Source organism: Paenibacillus pinistramenti, from assembly GCF_005869875.1.
GTDB lineage: Bacteria > Bacillota > Bacilli > Paenibacillales > Paenibacillaceae > Fontibacillus > Fontibacillus pinistramenti.
In genome coordinates, this window is the sequence record NZ_VAWG01000005.1 from 178,843 (window position 1) to 194,962 (window position 16,120).

At 51.4% G+C, this 16,120-nt stretch carries 13 protein-coding genes; 10 read left to right on the forward strand and 3 right to left on the reverse strand.

The window, feature by feature from the left end; all coding sequences use genetic code 11:
* Positions 1–19: 19 nt before the first annotated feature.
* The gene (locus FCN15_RS09070) at positions 20–1,903 is read left to right on the forward strand and encodes a sensor histidine kinase (RefSeq protein WP_238996585.1); all 1,884 of its coding nucleotides are present in this window, start codon (positions 20–22) and stop codon (positions 1,901–1,903) included.
* Between the two features lie 47 nt (positions 1,904–1,950).
* On the opposite strand, the gene FCN15_RS09075 is transcribed toward FCN15_RS09070, so the two are convergent.
* The 3 genes from FCN15_RS09075 to ytaF form a co-directional block, all read right to left on the reverse strand.
* Complete coding sequence (locus FCN15_RS09075; RefSeq protein WP_138494685.1) at positions 1,951–2,208, reverse strand: NHLP leader peptide family RiPP precursor; 258 nt, start codon at positions 2,206–2,208, stop codon at positions 1,951–1,953.
* Positions 2,209–2,304: 96 nt separating this feature from the next.
* Positions 2,305–3,267: a hypothetical protein gene (locus FCN15_RS09080; RefSeq protein ID WP_138494686.1), complete on the reverse strand. Its 963-nt coding sequence runs from the start codon at positions 3,265–3,267 to the stop codon at positions 2,305–2,307.
* 208 nt (positions 3,268–3,475) lie between these two features.
* Positions 3,476–4,087 carry a sporulation membrane protein YtaF gene (gene ytaF, locus FCN15_RS09085; RefSeq protein ID WP_138494687.1) on the reverse strand — a complete coding sequence of 204 codons (612 nt, stop codon included), beginning with the start codon at positions 4,085–4,087 and terminating at the stop codon, positions 3,476–3,478.
* A 153-nt stretch (positions 4,088–4,240) separates the two neighbouring features.
* Here ytaF and FCN15_RS09090 point away from each other — a divergent pair, with 153 nt between their 5' ends.
* From FCN15_RS09090 to gltB, 9 genes are all read left to right on the forward strand, one after another.
* Positions 4,241–4,450, forward strand: coding sequence for a twin-arginine translocase TatA/TatE family subunit (locus tag FCN15_RS09090; protein ID WP_138494688.1), 210 nt, complete (start codon positions 4,241–4,243; stop codon positions 4,448–4,450).
* A gap of 169 nt (positions 4,451–4,619) precedes the next feature.
* On the forward strand, positions 4,620–5,000 hold the full coding sequence (locus FCN15_RS09095; RefSeq protein WP_138494689.1) for a DivIVA domain-containing protein: 381 nt from the start codon (positions 4,620–4,622) through the stop codon (positions 4,998–5,000).
* A 232-nt stretch (positions 5,001–5,232) separates the two neighbouring features.
* Entirely contained in the window at positions 5,233–5,688 is a 456-nt protein-coding gene (locus FCN15_RS09100) for a Dps family protein (RefSeq protein ID WP_138494690.1), read from the forward strand.
* A gap of 207 nt (positions 5,689–5,895) precedes the next feature.
* Positions 5,896–6,063, forward strand: a complete 168-nt coding sequence (locus FCN15_RS19295) for a hypothetical protein (protein WP_203232112.1) — start codon at positions 5,896–5,898, stop codon at positions 6,061–6,063.
* 128 nt (positions 6,064–6,191) lie between these two features.
* The gene (locus FCN15_RS09105) at positions 6,192–6,524 is read left to right on the forward strand and encodes a KGG domain-containing protein (protein ID WP_138494691.1); all 333 of its coding nucleotides are present in this window, start codon (positions 6,192–6,194) and stop codon (positions 6,522–6,524) included.
* A gap of 430 nt (positions 6,525–6,954) precedes the next feature.
* A complete protein-coding gene (locus FCN15_RS09110; RefSeq protein ID WP_238996586.1) occupies positions 6,955–7,755 on the forward strand; it encodes a cell wall hydrolase in 801 nt (266 codons plus the stop codon).
* A 201-nt stretch (positions 7,756–7,956) separates the two neighbouring features.
* Complete coding sequence (locus tag FCN15_RS09115; protein ID WP_138494693.1) at positions 7,957–8,538, forward strand: TetR/AcrR family transcriptional regulator; 582 nt, start codon at positions 7,957–7,959, stop codon at positions 8,536–8,538.
* A gap of 63 nt (positions 8,539–8,601) precedes the next feature.
* Complete coding sequence (locus FCN15_RS09120; protein ID WP_138494694.1) at positions 8,602–10,788, forward strand: YhgE/Pip domain-containing protein; 2,187 nt, start codon at positions 8,602–8,604, stop codon at positions 10,786–10,788.
* Positions 10,789–11,454: 666 nt separating this feature from the next.
* Positions 11,455–16,050, forward strand: a complete 4,596-nt coding sequence (gltB, locus tag FCN15_RS09125; protein ID WP_138494695.1) for a glutamate synthase large subunit — start codon at positions 11,455–11,457, stop codon at positions 16,048–16,050.
* Positions 16,051–16,120 lie beyond the last annotated feature (70 nt).

A 16,120-nucleotide genomic window follows, 5' to 3' on the forward strand; every position in this document is an offset into this window, starting at 1 on the left:
TTTAAAGAGTTTCATTATATTGTTAGTTATCGTAATCATGGGAGCCGTCATTCTGCCTGCCTTGGATTTAACCGCTCACAAGCAAGCTGCGCAAATTAATTCCTGGAAGGTATGGAAGGTGAACTCGCTCAAACCGGATATCACGGAACAGGAGCTGGAGAATTCGGGAGAGTGGATACAGGCTGACGCCCTGAATCCGTATCCGCCGGGCAGTACGGACCCGAATAAGACGAACTCCCTTTGGATCAGGCTGTCCCTTCCGGCTGACCCCAGCAATACAGCGGTCATACTCAGGCAGCTGTATGGAGAAAGGGTTAAAATTATTTATGATAACAAGGTGCTCTACAGCGGGAATCATTTGAGCGGCCGGGATACCAATAATTTGCTGCTTCCCGTCAAGCCGGAGGATGGCGCCGGGCTGCAGACCTTGTATATCGGCGTCGCTTCAAACGGCGATAGGCTTGGTTTAAATGAAAACGTGCTGATCGGCGGATTCGACTCCCTGCTTGTCATCTTTGTCAAGAAGGATTTATCGGACTTTATCTTAGGCAGCTCATTTGTATTCATAGCCGTGATCATGCTGCTGTGCGCCTTATTTTTGACAGAAGGGAATTTCAAGAGCTGGCTCTCGCTGGCCATTGTCATTCTGTGCATCGGGGTTATTATCATTACGTATTCACCGTTTCTGTATAACTTCTACAGCCGGTATGAAGCCTTCTATTATAATCTGTTCGACGCTGCGCTGTTTATCTTTGTGCCTGTGTTTATCTTTTATGTGGAGCAGATTTTTGATAAAGAAAAATACGTCATCCTCATCCGGGTCTGCCGGATCTTCCAGACGATATTTTCCGTCATTTGTTTCGGCCTTCTCCTGCTTGATCATCTTACGGCTTCTTCGATAGGAGATCTTTATGATCAGGTTACGGGAACATTATTAGGTTACGTCATGATCGCCCAGCTGCTGATCCTGGTGATTTACGCTGTTATCAATGCGCTGAAAGGCAACCGCGAAGGTCTTATCTTTACAATCGGATTTGCCATTTTTGCCGTGACAGGCATTACAGAGCTGATCCTCTATTATGCAAGCGGGGAAGACTACCGTCTGGTGCTGTGGAAATGGGGCACGCTTTGCTTTGTCATTTCGCTTATCATTATTCTGGGGCGGCGGTTTGCCCGAAACCACGAGCAGGTTGTGGAGTATTCCCGGAAGCTGGAGATGTTCAATAATGAGCTGCAGCGCTCCGAGAAAATGGAGATCATCAGCGTGCTGGCCGCCTCGGTGGCCCATGAGGTCCGAAATCCGCTTCAGGTGACCCGGGGATTCATTCAGCTTCTATTAGAGAAGGAGCAGCAGACCCAGGAGCGGGTCTATCTGGATCTGGCTCTGGAGGAGCTGGACCGCGCGTCGGGAATCATCACGGACTTTCTGACCTTTGCCAAGCCTGAAGGAAGTAAAATCAAGAAGCTGAACGTCAGTGAAGAATTCCGGCATATCGAAGGAATCTTAAAGCCGATGGTTCATCTGGTGGGCGGCAAAATAGAGGTATCCATACCCGAATCAATCCATGTTATGGGAAGCTCGTCCAAGTTTAAGCAGGCCTGTGTCAACATGATCAAGAACAGCATTGAGTCGTTCAGGTCAGTGGAGGGCGAAATCAAGGTCTGGGCTTATGAACTGCAGGACCAGGTATTCATTCATATTAGAGATAATGGAGAAGGAATGACGGAGGAAGAGCTCGGGCGTCTGGGGGAGCCGTATTTCTCGAATAAGACCAAAGGGACAGGCTTAGGTTTGATGGTGACGTTCCGGATTATCGAGGCGATGCAGGGGAGTATTCATTTTACTAGTGAAAAAGGAAAAGGCACCGAAGCCGTGCTCCGGTTTCCGTCAGGCAAGAACTGAGGGCGGAAACCAACCGGGGCAGCTGCGGTGCCTTATGCTTTCAGGACTTATTTAACAGAATCAGAATTCCACATCGCTTGAGGCTGAACTTCATCCTGTACGATTGAAGAAGGGCTCGGAGGCAGCACCAGGTAAAATTCATCCGGATGCTCTTCGACGGTTCTCACTGAAATATGATCAGGGAGAGAGAAGCCCAGAAACTCCTGAATGGCTCCTTTGGGGTCGGACAGCAGTTTGTTTTTGAAAGTGGGATCCTGCCAGGCCTTCTGAATAAGCTGGGATTGAAGAAGAACACCTGTTGACATCTTACATCATCCTTTCAAAATTGGGTATAATTTCCTTTTTAGTTTAGCATTAATAGAGTTAGTTTGCTAGATTTAATTTGAATATATAACCAATTTTTACAATTGTTTTGTCAGCCAGTACTGCAGCCCGCCGCCGAGCAGCAGCAGCTGCTCTCTCTCAATCTGGGCCGCTCCGGCCTGTAAATTGTCCAGCAGAAATTGGTAGAACTCGTAAAGCTCAGGAACCAAAGCCGCCGACTTAGCAACTGCATCGTGGCCTTCCGCCGCTTTATCGGCATAACGGGACAGGACGCCGCGCGTGTACAGGGCTTCTCTCATTTCTATGTAAGTGATCTTGTGTTCAGCCGGGAGCGCTAACTCCTTATGGGCCATAGCAGCCAGGCTGTTATAGCTCAGCTCCTCTATGTCCAGGTTCCAATCCTCCCAGTCATCCAGCATTTGCAGCAGCATCAGCGTATGGTCCAGAGCCAGCCCTGCTGCCGTAATTTCGTCTGCAAGACCGCCCAGAAGCAGCATTCCAGCTGCGGCAAGCTTGACTAAAGAGGCTTTGTGGCCCATTTTCAAGGGGTCCTCATGAAGCCAGTCCCGGTCTAATTCTCCGGTTACAGCGGCTGCCCATTCCGACTGATAGGTTCTAAAATAGCCCCAGAATGGGGATGCTGCCGGAAAAATGCGGCTGTAAATCTGTGTAAACTCCGTATGCAGCATGGCGGCAAGAGCCAGCGTGTGATGAAGCTTTGCCTGATTAGATTGTACTTCATTAATCGGTGTCCCGGGCTTGTCCATCGCTTCATCCAGCAGGTGGTAGGACATCATCCCGAACAGGTTGGCAGTAGAGAGCTGCCTGCTGAGACACCGGCTCTGGCCGGATGCTTCCTCCATCCAGAAAGGCAGGAGAAAAGAGATATAGTTGGTTGGAACTTCTCTCCTCGTAATATCAAAGCCCTCCAAATAATGAAGGGCCTGCCTCCGGAAAGGCTCCTCCCAGCCTAGTATTTGATCCTTTGCCTGATCGAAAGCCCATCTTACATCTTCTTTGTACCGGATATACCATTCCATAATCACACCTCCAGGATTGATCCTCCTGCAACCTCTGGCTGTCACCTCTATTATAGTAGAAGAATTCCAGTATTTGGGATGTGAATGGGAAAAATTCTTCATTCAGCTGCTCACCCAGCAGAATGGAATGCGGCCGTCCGCAAGCCCGTTATTGGAAGCGGGCGGCCTGTACGTAACTTTTATCATTCCGCGCTCGTGGAAGGGGCGGCTACCATACTTGTGCAAGCCCGATCAGAATAAGCAGTATGCCGGATATGACCGTTGCCCGGCTGCCGAGCTTTTCGGCGGCGTACTTCTTGCCAAACCAGAAGCTGAGCGCAAACAGCAGGTAGCTGAAGATGCCGACCGAAAGCGAAGTCAGCCAGATGTTCAGCTGCGTTACGCCCGCGTTAAAGCCACCGGCCAGCGCGTTCATAGCCAGTGCAATTCCCAGTACAGTCGCTTCACTGAGGCTGATGGTGTTCGACAGATCCTTATCCGCTTCCTCCGGGTTGCGGAGCAGCCGGGCAAAATTTCCTGCACCTTCCGGCAAGGGGGCTTTACTCTTTTGTTCTATAGAAGATTGGAGCAGGACCCAGATTCCGACGAGAATGATAACCGCAGAGCCGGCAATCTTGCTGATCCAGGGATGCACCCAGGAGGAGAGCAGGCTGCCGAACATTCCGGACAGCAGCGTTCCGAGAAAGGAAATCAGGGCGACGGCGAGGTTTGAATACCAGGGGATGCGGATTTTTCGGACGCCGTAAGCAATTCCGACACCTGCGTTGTCAAGATTGGAGGCCAGGCCGATGGCGAGAATAGCCAGCAAATGGTAAGACATGTTGTTCGCTCCTTTGCTTAACTTTCAACACAGCATATGCCCTGAGCCCAGATTGTGTTTCTGACAGAAAGGTGTCGAACAGACAAATGTTATCTTTTCGGAGCGTTAAAGTGTATAATCAGAATCAGATTATGTGAGGAGGGATACCTACCCGTGCTGGAAAATCTGCTTCGGCCTTCCCATCTGCTGCTGCTCGCGATAGCGGCATTACTGCTGTTTGGCCCCAGCAAGCTGCCCGAACTTGGACGCAGCTTCGGTACGATGCTGCGGGAATTTAAACGGAGCGTCCGCGGGGATTCGGCTGGCGACAAGCAGCCTGAAACAGGCCCGCTTATTGAGGAGACGGCTCAAGAGAAGAAATGATACAATCCCATTGTTAGTCTGGCGCGCTCTAAAGCGCCTGCTGCGCATTGTTTTCCTGCTGGTGGCCGGGGCAGGATTGGCAGTGCGTTTTTTGCTATGCTGCGGGAATATGATACATTGTTATAAGACATTACATTGCTATTAGACATTGATCGATGGAGGGACAAACATGCAGGATAATTACAACCGCAAACTGGAGGATCAGCAGAGCTTATTCAAGCAGCTGGGCATCAAGCTGGATGCGCTCACCATACATGAGAAAGATTTTGATGCCAAAATGCGCGGCTATGACAAGGAAGAGGTAGACAGCTTCCTGGACGATATCATTGTAGATTATGAACGTTTCTATGACATCATTACCGATCTGCTGGACAAATACAAAGAAATGCAGCGCCGGCAGTCCAACTGGGAGGAAGAACGGCGGTTGCTTAACGTTCAGCGCGCGAAGGCCGACAACACAAACGCAGTAGACCGCACCATCGTGGAGAACGGAATCCGCAGCCTGGAGCGTGCCCTCGAGCAGCTAAAGCTGAACATCAAGGAATTCTAAGCATAAAACCCGCGTGCCTCTGCACACAATAAAAGGGAGCTTGCAGAAAGTGGAATTCTCATATTGCTATTTCAGATAAAGAGTGTTATGATTGAAACAGGATTTAGAATAAGTCTAAATTTAAAATAATCACTAAGTATTACTAAAGAACAGAAAGAAATTACTAAAGAACAGACTGTCCTGTGACAGCCGTTTCCCTATCTAATGAAATCCAAATGGAGGTCGAAGACAAATGAGTACCGTAACAACAAACCAAGCCGTTGAACAGCAATTAAACCTGCAGGTAGCAAACTGGACTTTACTGTATACAAAGCTGCATAATTTCCACTGGAATGTGAAGGGCAATCACTTCTTTACGCTCCATGCCAAATTTGAAGAGCTCTATGATACGGCTGCCGGTTATTTGGACGACATCGCTGAACGTCTGCTGGCAATTGGCGGCAAGCCGGTTGCTACGCTGAAGGAAGTGCTGGAAGCAGCAAGCGTTAAGGAAGCGGCAGGCACCGAAAGTGCGGATCAAATGGTGGCTGCTGTAATTAGCGACTTTCAGTCTGTAGCCGGGGAACTGGAGAAAGGCATGAAGGCCGCTGAAGAGGCTGGTGACCAGGCGACTTCCGATTTGCTGCTCGGCATTAAGAAGGATCTGGACAAACAAGTCTGGATGCTGAATGCTTACCTGGGCAAATAATAAACCGTTAGGAACAATAATAATTAGATGTGAAAAATAAGCAAGCTCCCCCGCCTGATCAAGGCTGGGGAGCTTTTTTGCATACACCGGCCTGTTTCGATTATTGCTGGCTGGGTAATTTAATCTCAAGCCCGACCGCTGATAAACTGCGAAGCTGCAGACGAATATATACGGTGCTCCCTGGAGCCCGGAAGGAGAGTATACAGAATGAACAAACCTAATTTTGGCTTTACAAAAATAACCGTAACGGTTAACGGCAAACCCGTTGGCAGCGAATTTCTGATCGATAAAGAAACCTATGTGCCGGTAGCGCGTGAATATGTCCGTATCCATGACACTGCTATTTTTGAAAGCAGAAAGACGCCTGCTGTATAAGCAGCACCCGATGAGCCCGGAAGCCATTCCGGGCTTTTATTTTTGGAAATAACGTTTCACCCCCGGCGGGAAGTTTAATATTATACCGTACCGCTAGTACAACAAACCTTGATAAGGAGTGATTCTAAATGGCACAAAGAAATAATCGACCAATGAGCCGTGAAGAAGCAGGCCGAATGGGTGGAGAAGCTACGGCAAAAAGCCATGATAAAGAGTTTTATCAGGAGATCGGCCGCAAGGGCGGCGAAGCGACTTCTGAATCACATGGCAGAGATTTTTATCAGGAAATCGGCCGCAAAGGCGGCGAAGCGACTTCCGACTCGCATGACAAGGAATTTTACCAGGAAATCGGCTCCAAAGGCGGAAGCGCTCCGCATGACGGTGACGACGGTAAAATGAGCAGGGAAGAGGCGGGCCGCAAGGGCGGCGAAGCCAGAGCAAGGCAGAGGAATGACGACTAAGCTTGTGCGGATTGACGGAGAGTTAAGATAAATATGAGTTAAGCTAAAATAGATTTAAGTAAAATTAGATTTAAGTAAAATTAGATTTAAGTAAAATAAGATTTAAGCTAAATAAGCTTTGAAAAAGCAGCGGAAAAAGCTGATGGCCCCTGACAGGGTCATCAGCTTTTTTCTTGTTCATACCCCCTCAGGAATAGGGATATTTTTGTCGATTCTTCGGAGAAATTATTCAAACCTGCCAGTTTGGGTTACATAGAGAGAGTGGTTAATAGAAGAGAAAGCATTCCGGCTCCCGCCAAACGGGAGGTTTCGGCCGGAAAGCCAAAAGTAGAGATGCCGAAGCAGGGAGGATAAGATGGAACTATTGAAACATCATAAATTTGTAATTATATTAATCAGCACCCTTTTTATTTGCATGGGGATATTTTGTTTGCTGTGGAACGTCCAGCAGCCAAGGAACAAGGCTGAAGCGGCGGCTGTTCCCGGTATAGAGAGACTGTCCGTTAACGCGAGCACTGCTGCTGCCGGTTCCGCCGGAAGTCTGAACGCCCGGTCCGGGCTGCTGTCGAATTTGCCTGTCCAGTCTTTTGCGGCGAAGAGCAGGGGAATTGTGCTGCCCCAAAATACATACGGCGAAAATGATCCCGGCAAACCTGCAGATGCTGCTGCAGATGCCGGCAAGGCCGCAGCCGCAGCAGCGGCAGCTGCCAAAGCAAAGCGGCAGGCTGCAGTGAAGACTGCAGCTGCAACACCTGAAGCATCTGCGGCACCCGCAGCAGATCTCAACCCCCCAATCACTCTTTTCTTTACACGGACATCGCTTCTTTCCAAGGAAGACAAGGACAAAGCGGTCAAAACCTACACCGTGACGAAAGAGGATCTGCTTCTCCTTGAGAAAATTGTCATGGCAGAAGCGGAAGGCGAACCGTACGAGGGCAAAGTGGCAGTCGCCAATGTTGTCCTAAACCGGCTGCGGTCAGCCAATTATCCCGATACCATTCATGATGTCGTTTATGAAAAACACCAGTTCAGCCCGGTGGCAAACGGGCGTCTTAACCGTGTCCAGCCGAATGAGGATACCCGCAAGGCGGTAGCCGATGCTTTGAGCGGGCGAAAGGAAGTCAGCGACGATACGTACTATTTCCTTTCCTTGAAGCTGGCTACGGATCTCAGCGTGCATAATCACAAGAAAATAACGAAGACAATCGGCAATCATACCTTCTATAAATAATATTTGTATAAATTCCGGCTGGCCGTCTTGATCCTTCGCTTAAGAAGTGGTAAAGTGATGTTTGTCGGTTGACCGACTGACCGAATTTGAAATTTGGTCAGTTTATCGGAAATCAGGTCACTAGGTATCAGTTGACCGGAAGTTGATTTAGGAATTGATTTAGGAATTGATTTAGGAATACGTAAGGAAAGGAGGAAAGCGATGCCTGCCATAGACCGAAGGAAGCAGGTGCTGGAGGCGGCCGCCAAATCTTTTTCCCTGTTCGGATATAAGGCGACTACCATGGATCAGGTGGCGAAGATCGCCAATGTCGGGAAAGGAACTATCTATACCTTTTTCACGAATAAGGAAGAATTGTTTGACGAGATCCTTCGTTCTGTTCTTGCTGAAATGAAGAATGTGGTGCTGAAAGAAATTCAGCAGGATCAGACGTTCTTTGACAAGCTGTATAAAGGGCTCGACGCCCTGCTCGATTTCCGCAGTGAGCACGGACTGCTCGTCAAGATGGCTCAGGAAGTAAGAGACTTTGGTACGGTTCAGGCCCAGGAAGCGATGCAGCGGGTGGAGAATCTCATCCTTGAGTATATCGAGCGGCAGGTGATGCAGGCGATTCAGCAGGGAGAAATGATCGCTGCCGATCCGAAGATTGTCTCTTTTATTATGATGAAGCTGTACATTGCCTTAAGTCTGGATTGGAACAAACAGCACGATGCTTTGGATAAAGAGGAAATTAAACATTACTTCCGCATGATATTGGGCGAAGGCTTTGCGCCCAGGCCCTGATAAGCCGGAGCAAGCACGATAAAGAGAGAAAAATGATTTTGGAGCAAAGGAGAGGAGCCTCTCATGAAGGCGATATCTGTCTTTTTTAAAGACATGAAATTCGGGGCGAAGAAGCCGCTGAATATCATTTCGTTTATTGCCGTTATCTTCGTTCCTATTCTGTACAGCGGCATGCTGATTGCAGCCTTCTGGGATCCTTACGGCCATCTTGATAATCTGCCGGTCGCAGTAGTCAACATGGACAAAGGAGCCGATTATGAAGGAGAGTCTTTGCACATCGGCAGTGATTTGGTCGACGAGCTGAAGAAGAATAAGGAATTTGACTGGCAGTTTGTCAGTGAACAAGAAGCCGACAAAGGCATTACCGATAATGAGTACTATATGAAGATAACGATTCCGGAAAACTTCTCGGCACAGGCAACAACGCTGATGGAGGACGATCCTCAGCCTGCAGAGCTGATCTATGAGCCCAATGGGGATTACAACTTTATCGCGGGCCAGATCGGCAACAGTGCGGTTAAGGATATCAAATCCCAGGTTTCCGCGAAAGTAACGGAGGCTTATACGGAGAGCCTGCTGGGCAAAGTAGAGGATCTTTCCAGCGGTCTTGCACAGGCGGGAGACGGCGCTGGAGATCTGCAGGAAGGAGCCAGCAAGCTGGAGGACGGTACAGCCAAGCTCAAGGAGAACCTGAACAAGCTTGTTGCGGGTACAACAGAGCTGAGCGACGGGGTTAGCCCGCTGATAAGCGGGGTTTCGGAGCTGAACAGCGGTGCGAAGGACCTGAAGAGCGGAACGTCAAGCCTGGCCAGCGGTCTGGATCAGCTGAGCTCGGCCCACAAGCAGCTGGAAAGCGGAACAGCTCAGGCTGTGCAGGGGGTCACTCAAATTGCGGATGGCTTACAGCAAACCCAGACAGCGGATACCCAGCTGAATCAAGGTATTCACTCCTCGCTGGAAGGCAGCCAGCAGCTGCAGCAGGGGCTGCAGAGCACGGTCAGCAGCACGGATCAGCTGGTGCAGGGAGCTGAAAGTGTAGCCCAGGGGCTGGAGCAGGCGATGCAAGCCAACCCGGCGTTAGCCCAGGATGCTTCCATGCAGAAGCTTCTCGCGGCAAGCCAGGTGGTTGCCCAAGGAACCCAGCAGCTGCAGGACGGCCAGAAGCAGCTGCTTGAAGGCAGCAGCCAGCTGGTAGCAGGGAATGAGAAGCTGGCCGCTGGCAGCGACCAGGTGGTGAGCGGGGAAGAGCAGCTGGTTCAGGGCGCTGACAAGCTGAAAGCAGCGGGTCCGCAGCTCACCCAGGGGATGAGCGAATTCGGCACTAAGCTGTCGGAAGCCGCAGCTGGCAGCCAAAAGGTTGCAGCCGGGGCAAGCCAGCTGGCTGCCGGTACGGCTGCTCTCCAGAGCGGTGTGGATAAGCTGGACAGCGGAGTCAGCGAGCTGGCTGACGGCTCTAAACAGCTGGATGAAGGAGCGGGCACGCTGAACAGCGGCATGCAGGACCTGGTCAGCGGTTCAGGCGAGCTCGCCAGCAAGCTGAATGATGCGGCGGATCAAACGGCCCAGGTCAAGAGCGGCGACGACGTGGTGACTATGTATGCGCAGCCGGTTGATGTCAATGAGAACGACAGCCGCAAAATCACCCAATACGGTACAGGAATTGCGCCTTATTTCCTGTCTCTCGGATTGTTTGTGGGCGCGCTGCTTTCTACAATAATTCTCTCCATGAGAGGCACTTCCGTAGAAGAGGCTTCGGGCTGGCAGCGTTTCGTCAGCCGGTTCCTGACCTTCGGAGCCATGAGCTTGTTCCAGTCGCTGGTGGCGGCGTTCATCGTCCACAGCATTGTAGGTCTGGAAGTAGCCAGCGTGCCGCGGTTTTATCTCTTTACGTTTATAACGAGCTTCGCCTTTATGATGGTGATCCAGGCGATCGTAACCTGGCTGGATCAGCCGGGCCGCTTCGTGGTGGTGCTGCTGATGATCTTCCAATTGACAACAAGCGGAGGAACCTTCCCGGTAGAACTGCTTCCGGACTGGATGCAGCCGATCCATCCTTGGCTCCCGATGAGCCATTCGGTAGCGGGATTCAAGGCCGTAATCGCCAGCGGGGATTTCAGCCTGATGTGGCATCAGCTTGAGCTGCTGCTCGTTTATGCCGTTATTTTTACAGCATTAACTTTGCTTTATTTCCTTTCCCATACGCGGAAAGAATCCGCTGCAGCACCGAAGGAGCAGGCAGCAGCCTTGTAAATCTCCTCAAGAGGAGCAGATTTGGAATCGTCATAAACCGAACCGTCATAAATCCGGCAACGGGTTTATGGCGGTTTTTTAATGAAGAAGCAAGAAGGCGGTCTGCATGGATTTGAGCTGTATTTCGGCCGGGCTGCTTCCTTGCAGGGGGATACCATTTGGTAAATAGCTGAATATAATAAAATAATTTCTTTGGCTTCAGGATGGACAAATAATTAAAGCGCTGTCATTATGTTTTATTTATGTTAATTAACTTAACATATATTACATCAAAATTAAGGTAATTATTGTGGTAAATCGAAATAAACGGCAAATTCATGTCAGGTTATGCTCGATAGAGAAAGAGAGTTGTATAAATTGCATAAATATTCAAGCTAAATGTATAAAAAAGTCAAAACATTCAGCTATCGATGTCATTTATTTTAACGTGTGCAAGATTCGGGGGAATAACTTCCATTGCGGGTCATAAAAAAACTTTTTACCATCATAAAAAGTTTGTATTATCCTCTTAAGCTTTGCAGTGCTAAAATATTAAAACTAATAGGGATTCTTGATTGAATATTTATGCAAGTTACATTCTTGCTGGATGCCGTTAACCCTCTTTGATTCAAATAGATTTGGCTTTCTTGGATTGAAAGAAATAACGTACAGAAAGGTTGCATGAGAATGAAACATACTGACATTCCCGCTAAACAGGGTCTGTACGATCCGACATTTGAAAAAGACGCCTGCGGCATGGGGTTTGTGGCCCATATTAAGGGGCGCCCATCCCACGATATCGTCAGCAAGGCGCTGACGATGCTGATCGCCATGGAGCACCGCGGCGGTCAAGGCAGTGAGCCGAACTCCGGCGACGGAGCAGGCATTTTGCTGCAGATTCCGCACCGTTTCTTCGCTGAAGAATGCGAAGCGCTGGGCTTCCATCTTCCTGAGCCGGGACAATACGGAGCAGGGATGATTTTTCTCCCTCATGATGAAGAAGTCCGCCTGAAGCAGGAGAACCGCCTTGCCGAGATCGTGAAGGAAGAAGGTCAGGAGCTGCTCGGTTTCCGTACCGTGCCTACCCATGATGAAATGCTGGGCCAGACGGCCAAGGCTGCTAAACCGTTCGTGCGGCAGATTTTTATCAAGCGCAGTGAAGGTCTCAAGCAGGATATTGATTTTGAACGCAAGCTTTATGTCATCCGGCGCAGAGCGGAGCTGGACATCCGGTACGGAGGCGCAGAGCATGGCGACCAGTTCTACATGCCGAGCTTATCCTGCCGCAAAATCGTTTATAAAGGCATGCTGACAACGGAGCAGGTCGGCGAGTTCTACCTGGATCTTAAGGATGAGCGGCTGGAGTCGGCAATTGCGCTGGTTCACTCCCGCTTCAGCACCAACACCTTCCCGAGCTGGGAACGTGCGCATCCATACCGCTTCATGATTCATAACGGGGAGATCAATACGCTGCGCGGCAATGTGAACTGGATGCGTGCCCGCCAATCCCTGTTCCAAAGCGATGTGTTTGGCGATGACCTGGAGAAGGTGAAGCCTGTCATCAATCCGGACGGTTCTGATACCGGCATGTTTGATAACACGTTTGAGTTCCTGTACCTGTCCGGACGTCCGCTTCCGCACGTGGCAATGATGATGGTGCCTGAGCCATGGAACAATCACGAAAGCATGTCAGACGACAAGAAAGCTTTCTATGAATATCACAGCACGCTGATGGAGCCTTGGGACGGACCTGCCGCCATGGGCTTCACCGACGGGATTCAGATTGGCGCGATCCTTGACCGGAACGGTCTGCGTCCTTCCCGTTACTATGTAACGAATGATGATTTGATCGTATTATCCTCCGAAGCAGGGGTTCTTGATATCCCGCCGGAAAATGTCCGCTTGAAGGACCGTCTGCGTCCTGGACGGATGCTGCTGGTGGATACGAAGGAAGGCCGGATCATCTCCGATGAGGAAGTGAAGAGCCAGATTGCGGCGGAGCGTCCGTACCGCGAATGGCTGGATGAGCACCTCATTACGCTGGAAGAGCTTCCGGAAGCACCGGCCCTGCCGGAGCCGAATCATGATAATGTGACCCAGCAGCAGCTTGCTTTCGGCTATACGTTTGAAGAGCTGCGCAAGGTGCTGGAGCCAATGGCGCTGACGGGACAGGAAGCGATTGCTTCGATGGGATATGATGCTCCAATCGCCGTATTGTCTGACCGTCCGCAGCGGTTGTTCAACTACTTTAAGCAGATGTTCGCCCAGGTGACGAACCCGCCGATCGACGCGATCCGCGAGGAGCTGGTTACCTCTACCTGGACGACGGTTGGCCCTGAACGCAATCTGCTGAATCCGGAACCGGAAAGCTGCAGACAGATTCGTCTGGAGTCGCCGATTCTGTCCAATGAAGAGTTCGCGAAGCTTCGGCACGTCCACCGTCCTGGCTTCCGCGCCATGACCATTCCGATTTTATTCCCGGCTGCTGAAGGTGCAGAAGGGCTTCGCGAGGCCATTGCAACACTGTGCGAGGCTGCAGACCGGGTTATTGATAAAGGCCACAACGTTCTGATCCTGTCTGACAGAGGCGTAGATGCGGAGAACGCAGCGATTCCATCGCTGCTGGCCGTTTCAAGCCTGCATCACCACCTGATCAAACGGGAGACGCGTACGAAGGTTACCCTGCTGCTGGAATCCGGCGAACCGCGTGAGGTGCATCATTTTGCGCTGCTGCTCGGCTATGGCGTAAGTGCGGTCAATCCGTACCTGGCGTTTGAAACGCTCCGCGATATGATCAAGCAGGGCATGCTTACCGGCCTTTCGCTCGATAAAGCAATCAAGAATTATATTAAAGCCGCAACCAAAGGCGTTATCAAAACCTTGTCCAAGATGGGGATTTCGACGATCCAATCCTACCGCGGCGCGCAGATTTTTGAAGCGGTCGGCTTGAAGCAGGATTTCGTAGACCAATACTTCACCTGGACACCGTCGCGGATTGGCGGTATCGGGATTGAAGAAGTGGCGATGGAGAACCTGTCCATGCATTACCGCGCTTACACGGATCAAAGCGGACGCGATGAAGTGCTGGATACAGGCGGCGATTACCAATGGAGAGCTGACGGTGAAGAGCATCTCTTCACGCCGCAGACGGTACATCTTCTGCAGCAGGCGGTCCGCACGGGCGATTACCAGCTGTACAAGAAATTCGCCAAAGCGGTCGAAGGGGAGAACGAGCGTCATCTGACTCTGCGTTCCCTGCTGAAGCTGAAGCCGGTGGGTCCGAAAGTGCCGCTGGAAGAAGTAGAGTCGGCAGCCTCGATTATGAAGCGTTTCAAGACGGGAGCCATGTCGTTCGGTTCCATCAGCAAGGAAGCGCACGAGACGATTGCGATCGGCATGAACCGCATCGGCGGCAAGAGCAATACGGGTGAGGGCGGCGAGGATCCGGCGCGCTACATTCCGGACGCTAACGGCGATTCCCGCCGAAGCGCGATCAAGCAGATCGCTTCCGGCCGGTTCGGCGTAACTTCACATTACCTCGTGAACGCGGATGAAATTCAGATTAAGATGGCGCAGGGCGCGAAACCGGGTGAAGGCGGACAGCTGCCTGGCCGTAAGGTATACCCTTGGGTTGCCGAGGTGCGCGGCTCCACGCCGGGCGTGGGATTGATTTCACCGCCGCCGCATCATGACATCTATTCGATTGAGGATCTGGCCCAGCTGATCTACGATATGAAGAATGCCAATGCCAGAGCGCGTATTAACGTGAAGCTGGTATCGGAAGCCGGAGTCGGCACGATCGCGGCAGGCGTGGCCAAAGGCCGCGCAGACGTGATTCTGGTCAGCGGTTACGATGGCGGTACAGGTGCTTCTCCTCAGAGCTCCATTCGTCATGCAGGACTTCCGTGGGAGCTTGGGCTTGCCGAAACGCATCAGACGCTGATGATGAATAAGCTGCGTGACCGCGTTGTTCTGGAGACGGACGGCAAAATGCTTAACGGCCGCGATTTGGCTGTTGCTGCACTGCTTGGAGCCGAGGAATACGGCTTCTCCACTGCACCGCTGATTGCGGTAGGCTGTATTATGATGCGTGTCTGTCATTTGGATACTTGTCCGGTTGGCGTAGCGACCCAAAATCCGGAGCTGCGCAAGAACTTTACCGGCGATCCGCAGCATGTCGTCAACTTCATGACCTTTGTTGCAGAGGATTTCCGGGAATGGATGTCGGAGCTCGGATTCCGCAGCCTGAATGAAATGATCGGACGCACCGACTGCCTGGAAACCAATGAAGCGGTTGAGCATTGGAAGAAGAAAGGCGTCGACCTGTCCGGTCTGCTCCATATGCCGGAAATTCCGGCAGACGCTGCCCGCTACTGCACGCGTCAGCAGAACCACGGCATTGAAGAAACGCTGGATTACAAACAGCTGCTGAAGGCTGCCGCTCCGGCTCTGGAGCGCGGCGAAGCCGTAAGCGCCCGGTTCCCGATCACGAACGTGGACCGCGCAACCGGCACGCTGCTTGGCAGTGAAGTGACGCGCAAATACGGCGCTGCCGGCCTGCCTGAAGATACGATCAGCTTCCATTTCGAAGGATCGGCAGGACAGAGCTTCGGCGGGTTTGTACCGCGCGGTATGACCCTTTCCGTTGAAGGGGATGCCAACGACTATACGGGTAAAGGATTGTCCGGCGGCAAGCTGATCGTCAAGCCGTCTCCGAAAGCAACCTTTGCGCCGGAAGAGAATATCATCGCGGGCAACACCTCGTTCTATGGGGCAACTGGCGGTGAAGGCTACATCAACGGTATTGCCGGCGAACGTTTCGCCGTCCGGAACTCCGGTGCCAATATCGTTGTTGAAGGCGTAGGCGACCATGGCTGCGAATATATGACCGGCGGGCGGGTAGTCGTGCTGGGCGGAACCGGACGCAACTTTGCGGCGGGCATGTCCGGCGGTATCGCTTACGTATATGATCCGGAAGGCACTTTTGTCAAACGCTGCAACCTGGAAATGGTGCTGCTGGAGCGGGTTGAGGACTCTGACGAGCAGGACCAGCTGCGGAAGCTGATCAGCCGCCATGTGCTCTACACAGACAGCAAGGCCGGCCGCCGGATTCTGGATTCCTGGTCTGAATCGCTTCCGTTATTTGTCCGCGTCATTCCTAAGGATTACAAACGGATGCTTGAGCAGATCCGCAAAGTTCAGGATAACGGCCTGCAGGGTGAAGAAGCGCTTCTGGCCGCATTTGAAGCCAACATGCGTGAAATGGCGAGAGCCGGAAACTAACGATAATAAGATTGAAGCTATATCGACGATTGACGCTTATATAGGAAGGACGGTTTAAGGCAATGCTGCC

Excerpts from the sequence above, each read along its gene's own strand:
- FCN15_RS09075 (WP_138494685.1), bottom strand. The coding sequence starts at position 2,208 with ATGTCAACAGGTGTTCTTCTTCAATCCCAGCTTATTCAGAAGGCCTGG.
- FCN15_RS09080 (WP_138494686.1), bottom strand. The coding sequence starts at position 3,267 with ATGGAATGGTATATCCGGTACAAAGAAGATGTAAGATGGGCTTTCGAT.
- ytaF (WP_138494687.1), bottom strand. The coding sequence starts at position 4,087 with ATGTCTTACCATTTGCTGGCTATTCTCGCCATCGGCCTGGCCTCCAAT.
- FCN15_RS09095 (WP_138494689.1), top strand. The coding sequence starts at position 4,620 with ATGCAGGATAATTACAACCGCAAACTGGAGGATCAGCAGAGCTTATTC.
- FCN15_RS09100 (WP_138494690.1), top strand. The coding sequence starts at position 5,233 with ATGAGTACCGTAACAACAAACCAAGCCGTTGAACAGCAATTAAACCTG.
- FCN15_RS19295 (WP_203232112.1), top strand. The coding sequence starts at position 5,896 with ATGAACAAACCTAATTTTGGCTTTACAAAAATAACCGTAACGGTTAAC.
- FCN15_RS09105 (WP_138494691.1), top strand. The coding sequence starts at position 6,192 with ATGGCACAAAGAAATAATCGACCAATGAGCCGTGAAGAAGCAGGCCGA.
- FCN15_RS09115 (WP_138494693.1), top strand. The coding sequence starts at position 7,957 with ATGCCTGCCATAGACCGAAGGAAGCAGGTGCTGGAGGCGGCCGCCAAA.
- FCN15_RS09120 (WP_138494694.1), top strand. The coding sequence starts at position 8,602 with ATGAAGGCGATATCTGTCTTTTTTAAAGACATGAAATTCGGGGCGAAG.
- gltB (WP_138494695.1), top strand. The coding sequence starts at position 11,455 with ATGAAACATACTGACATTCCCGCTAAACAGGGTCTGTACGATCCGACA.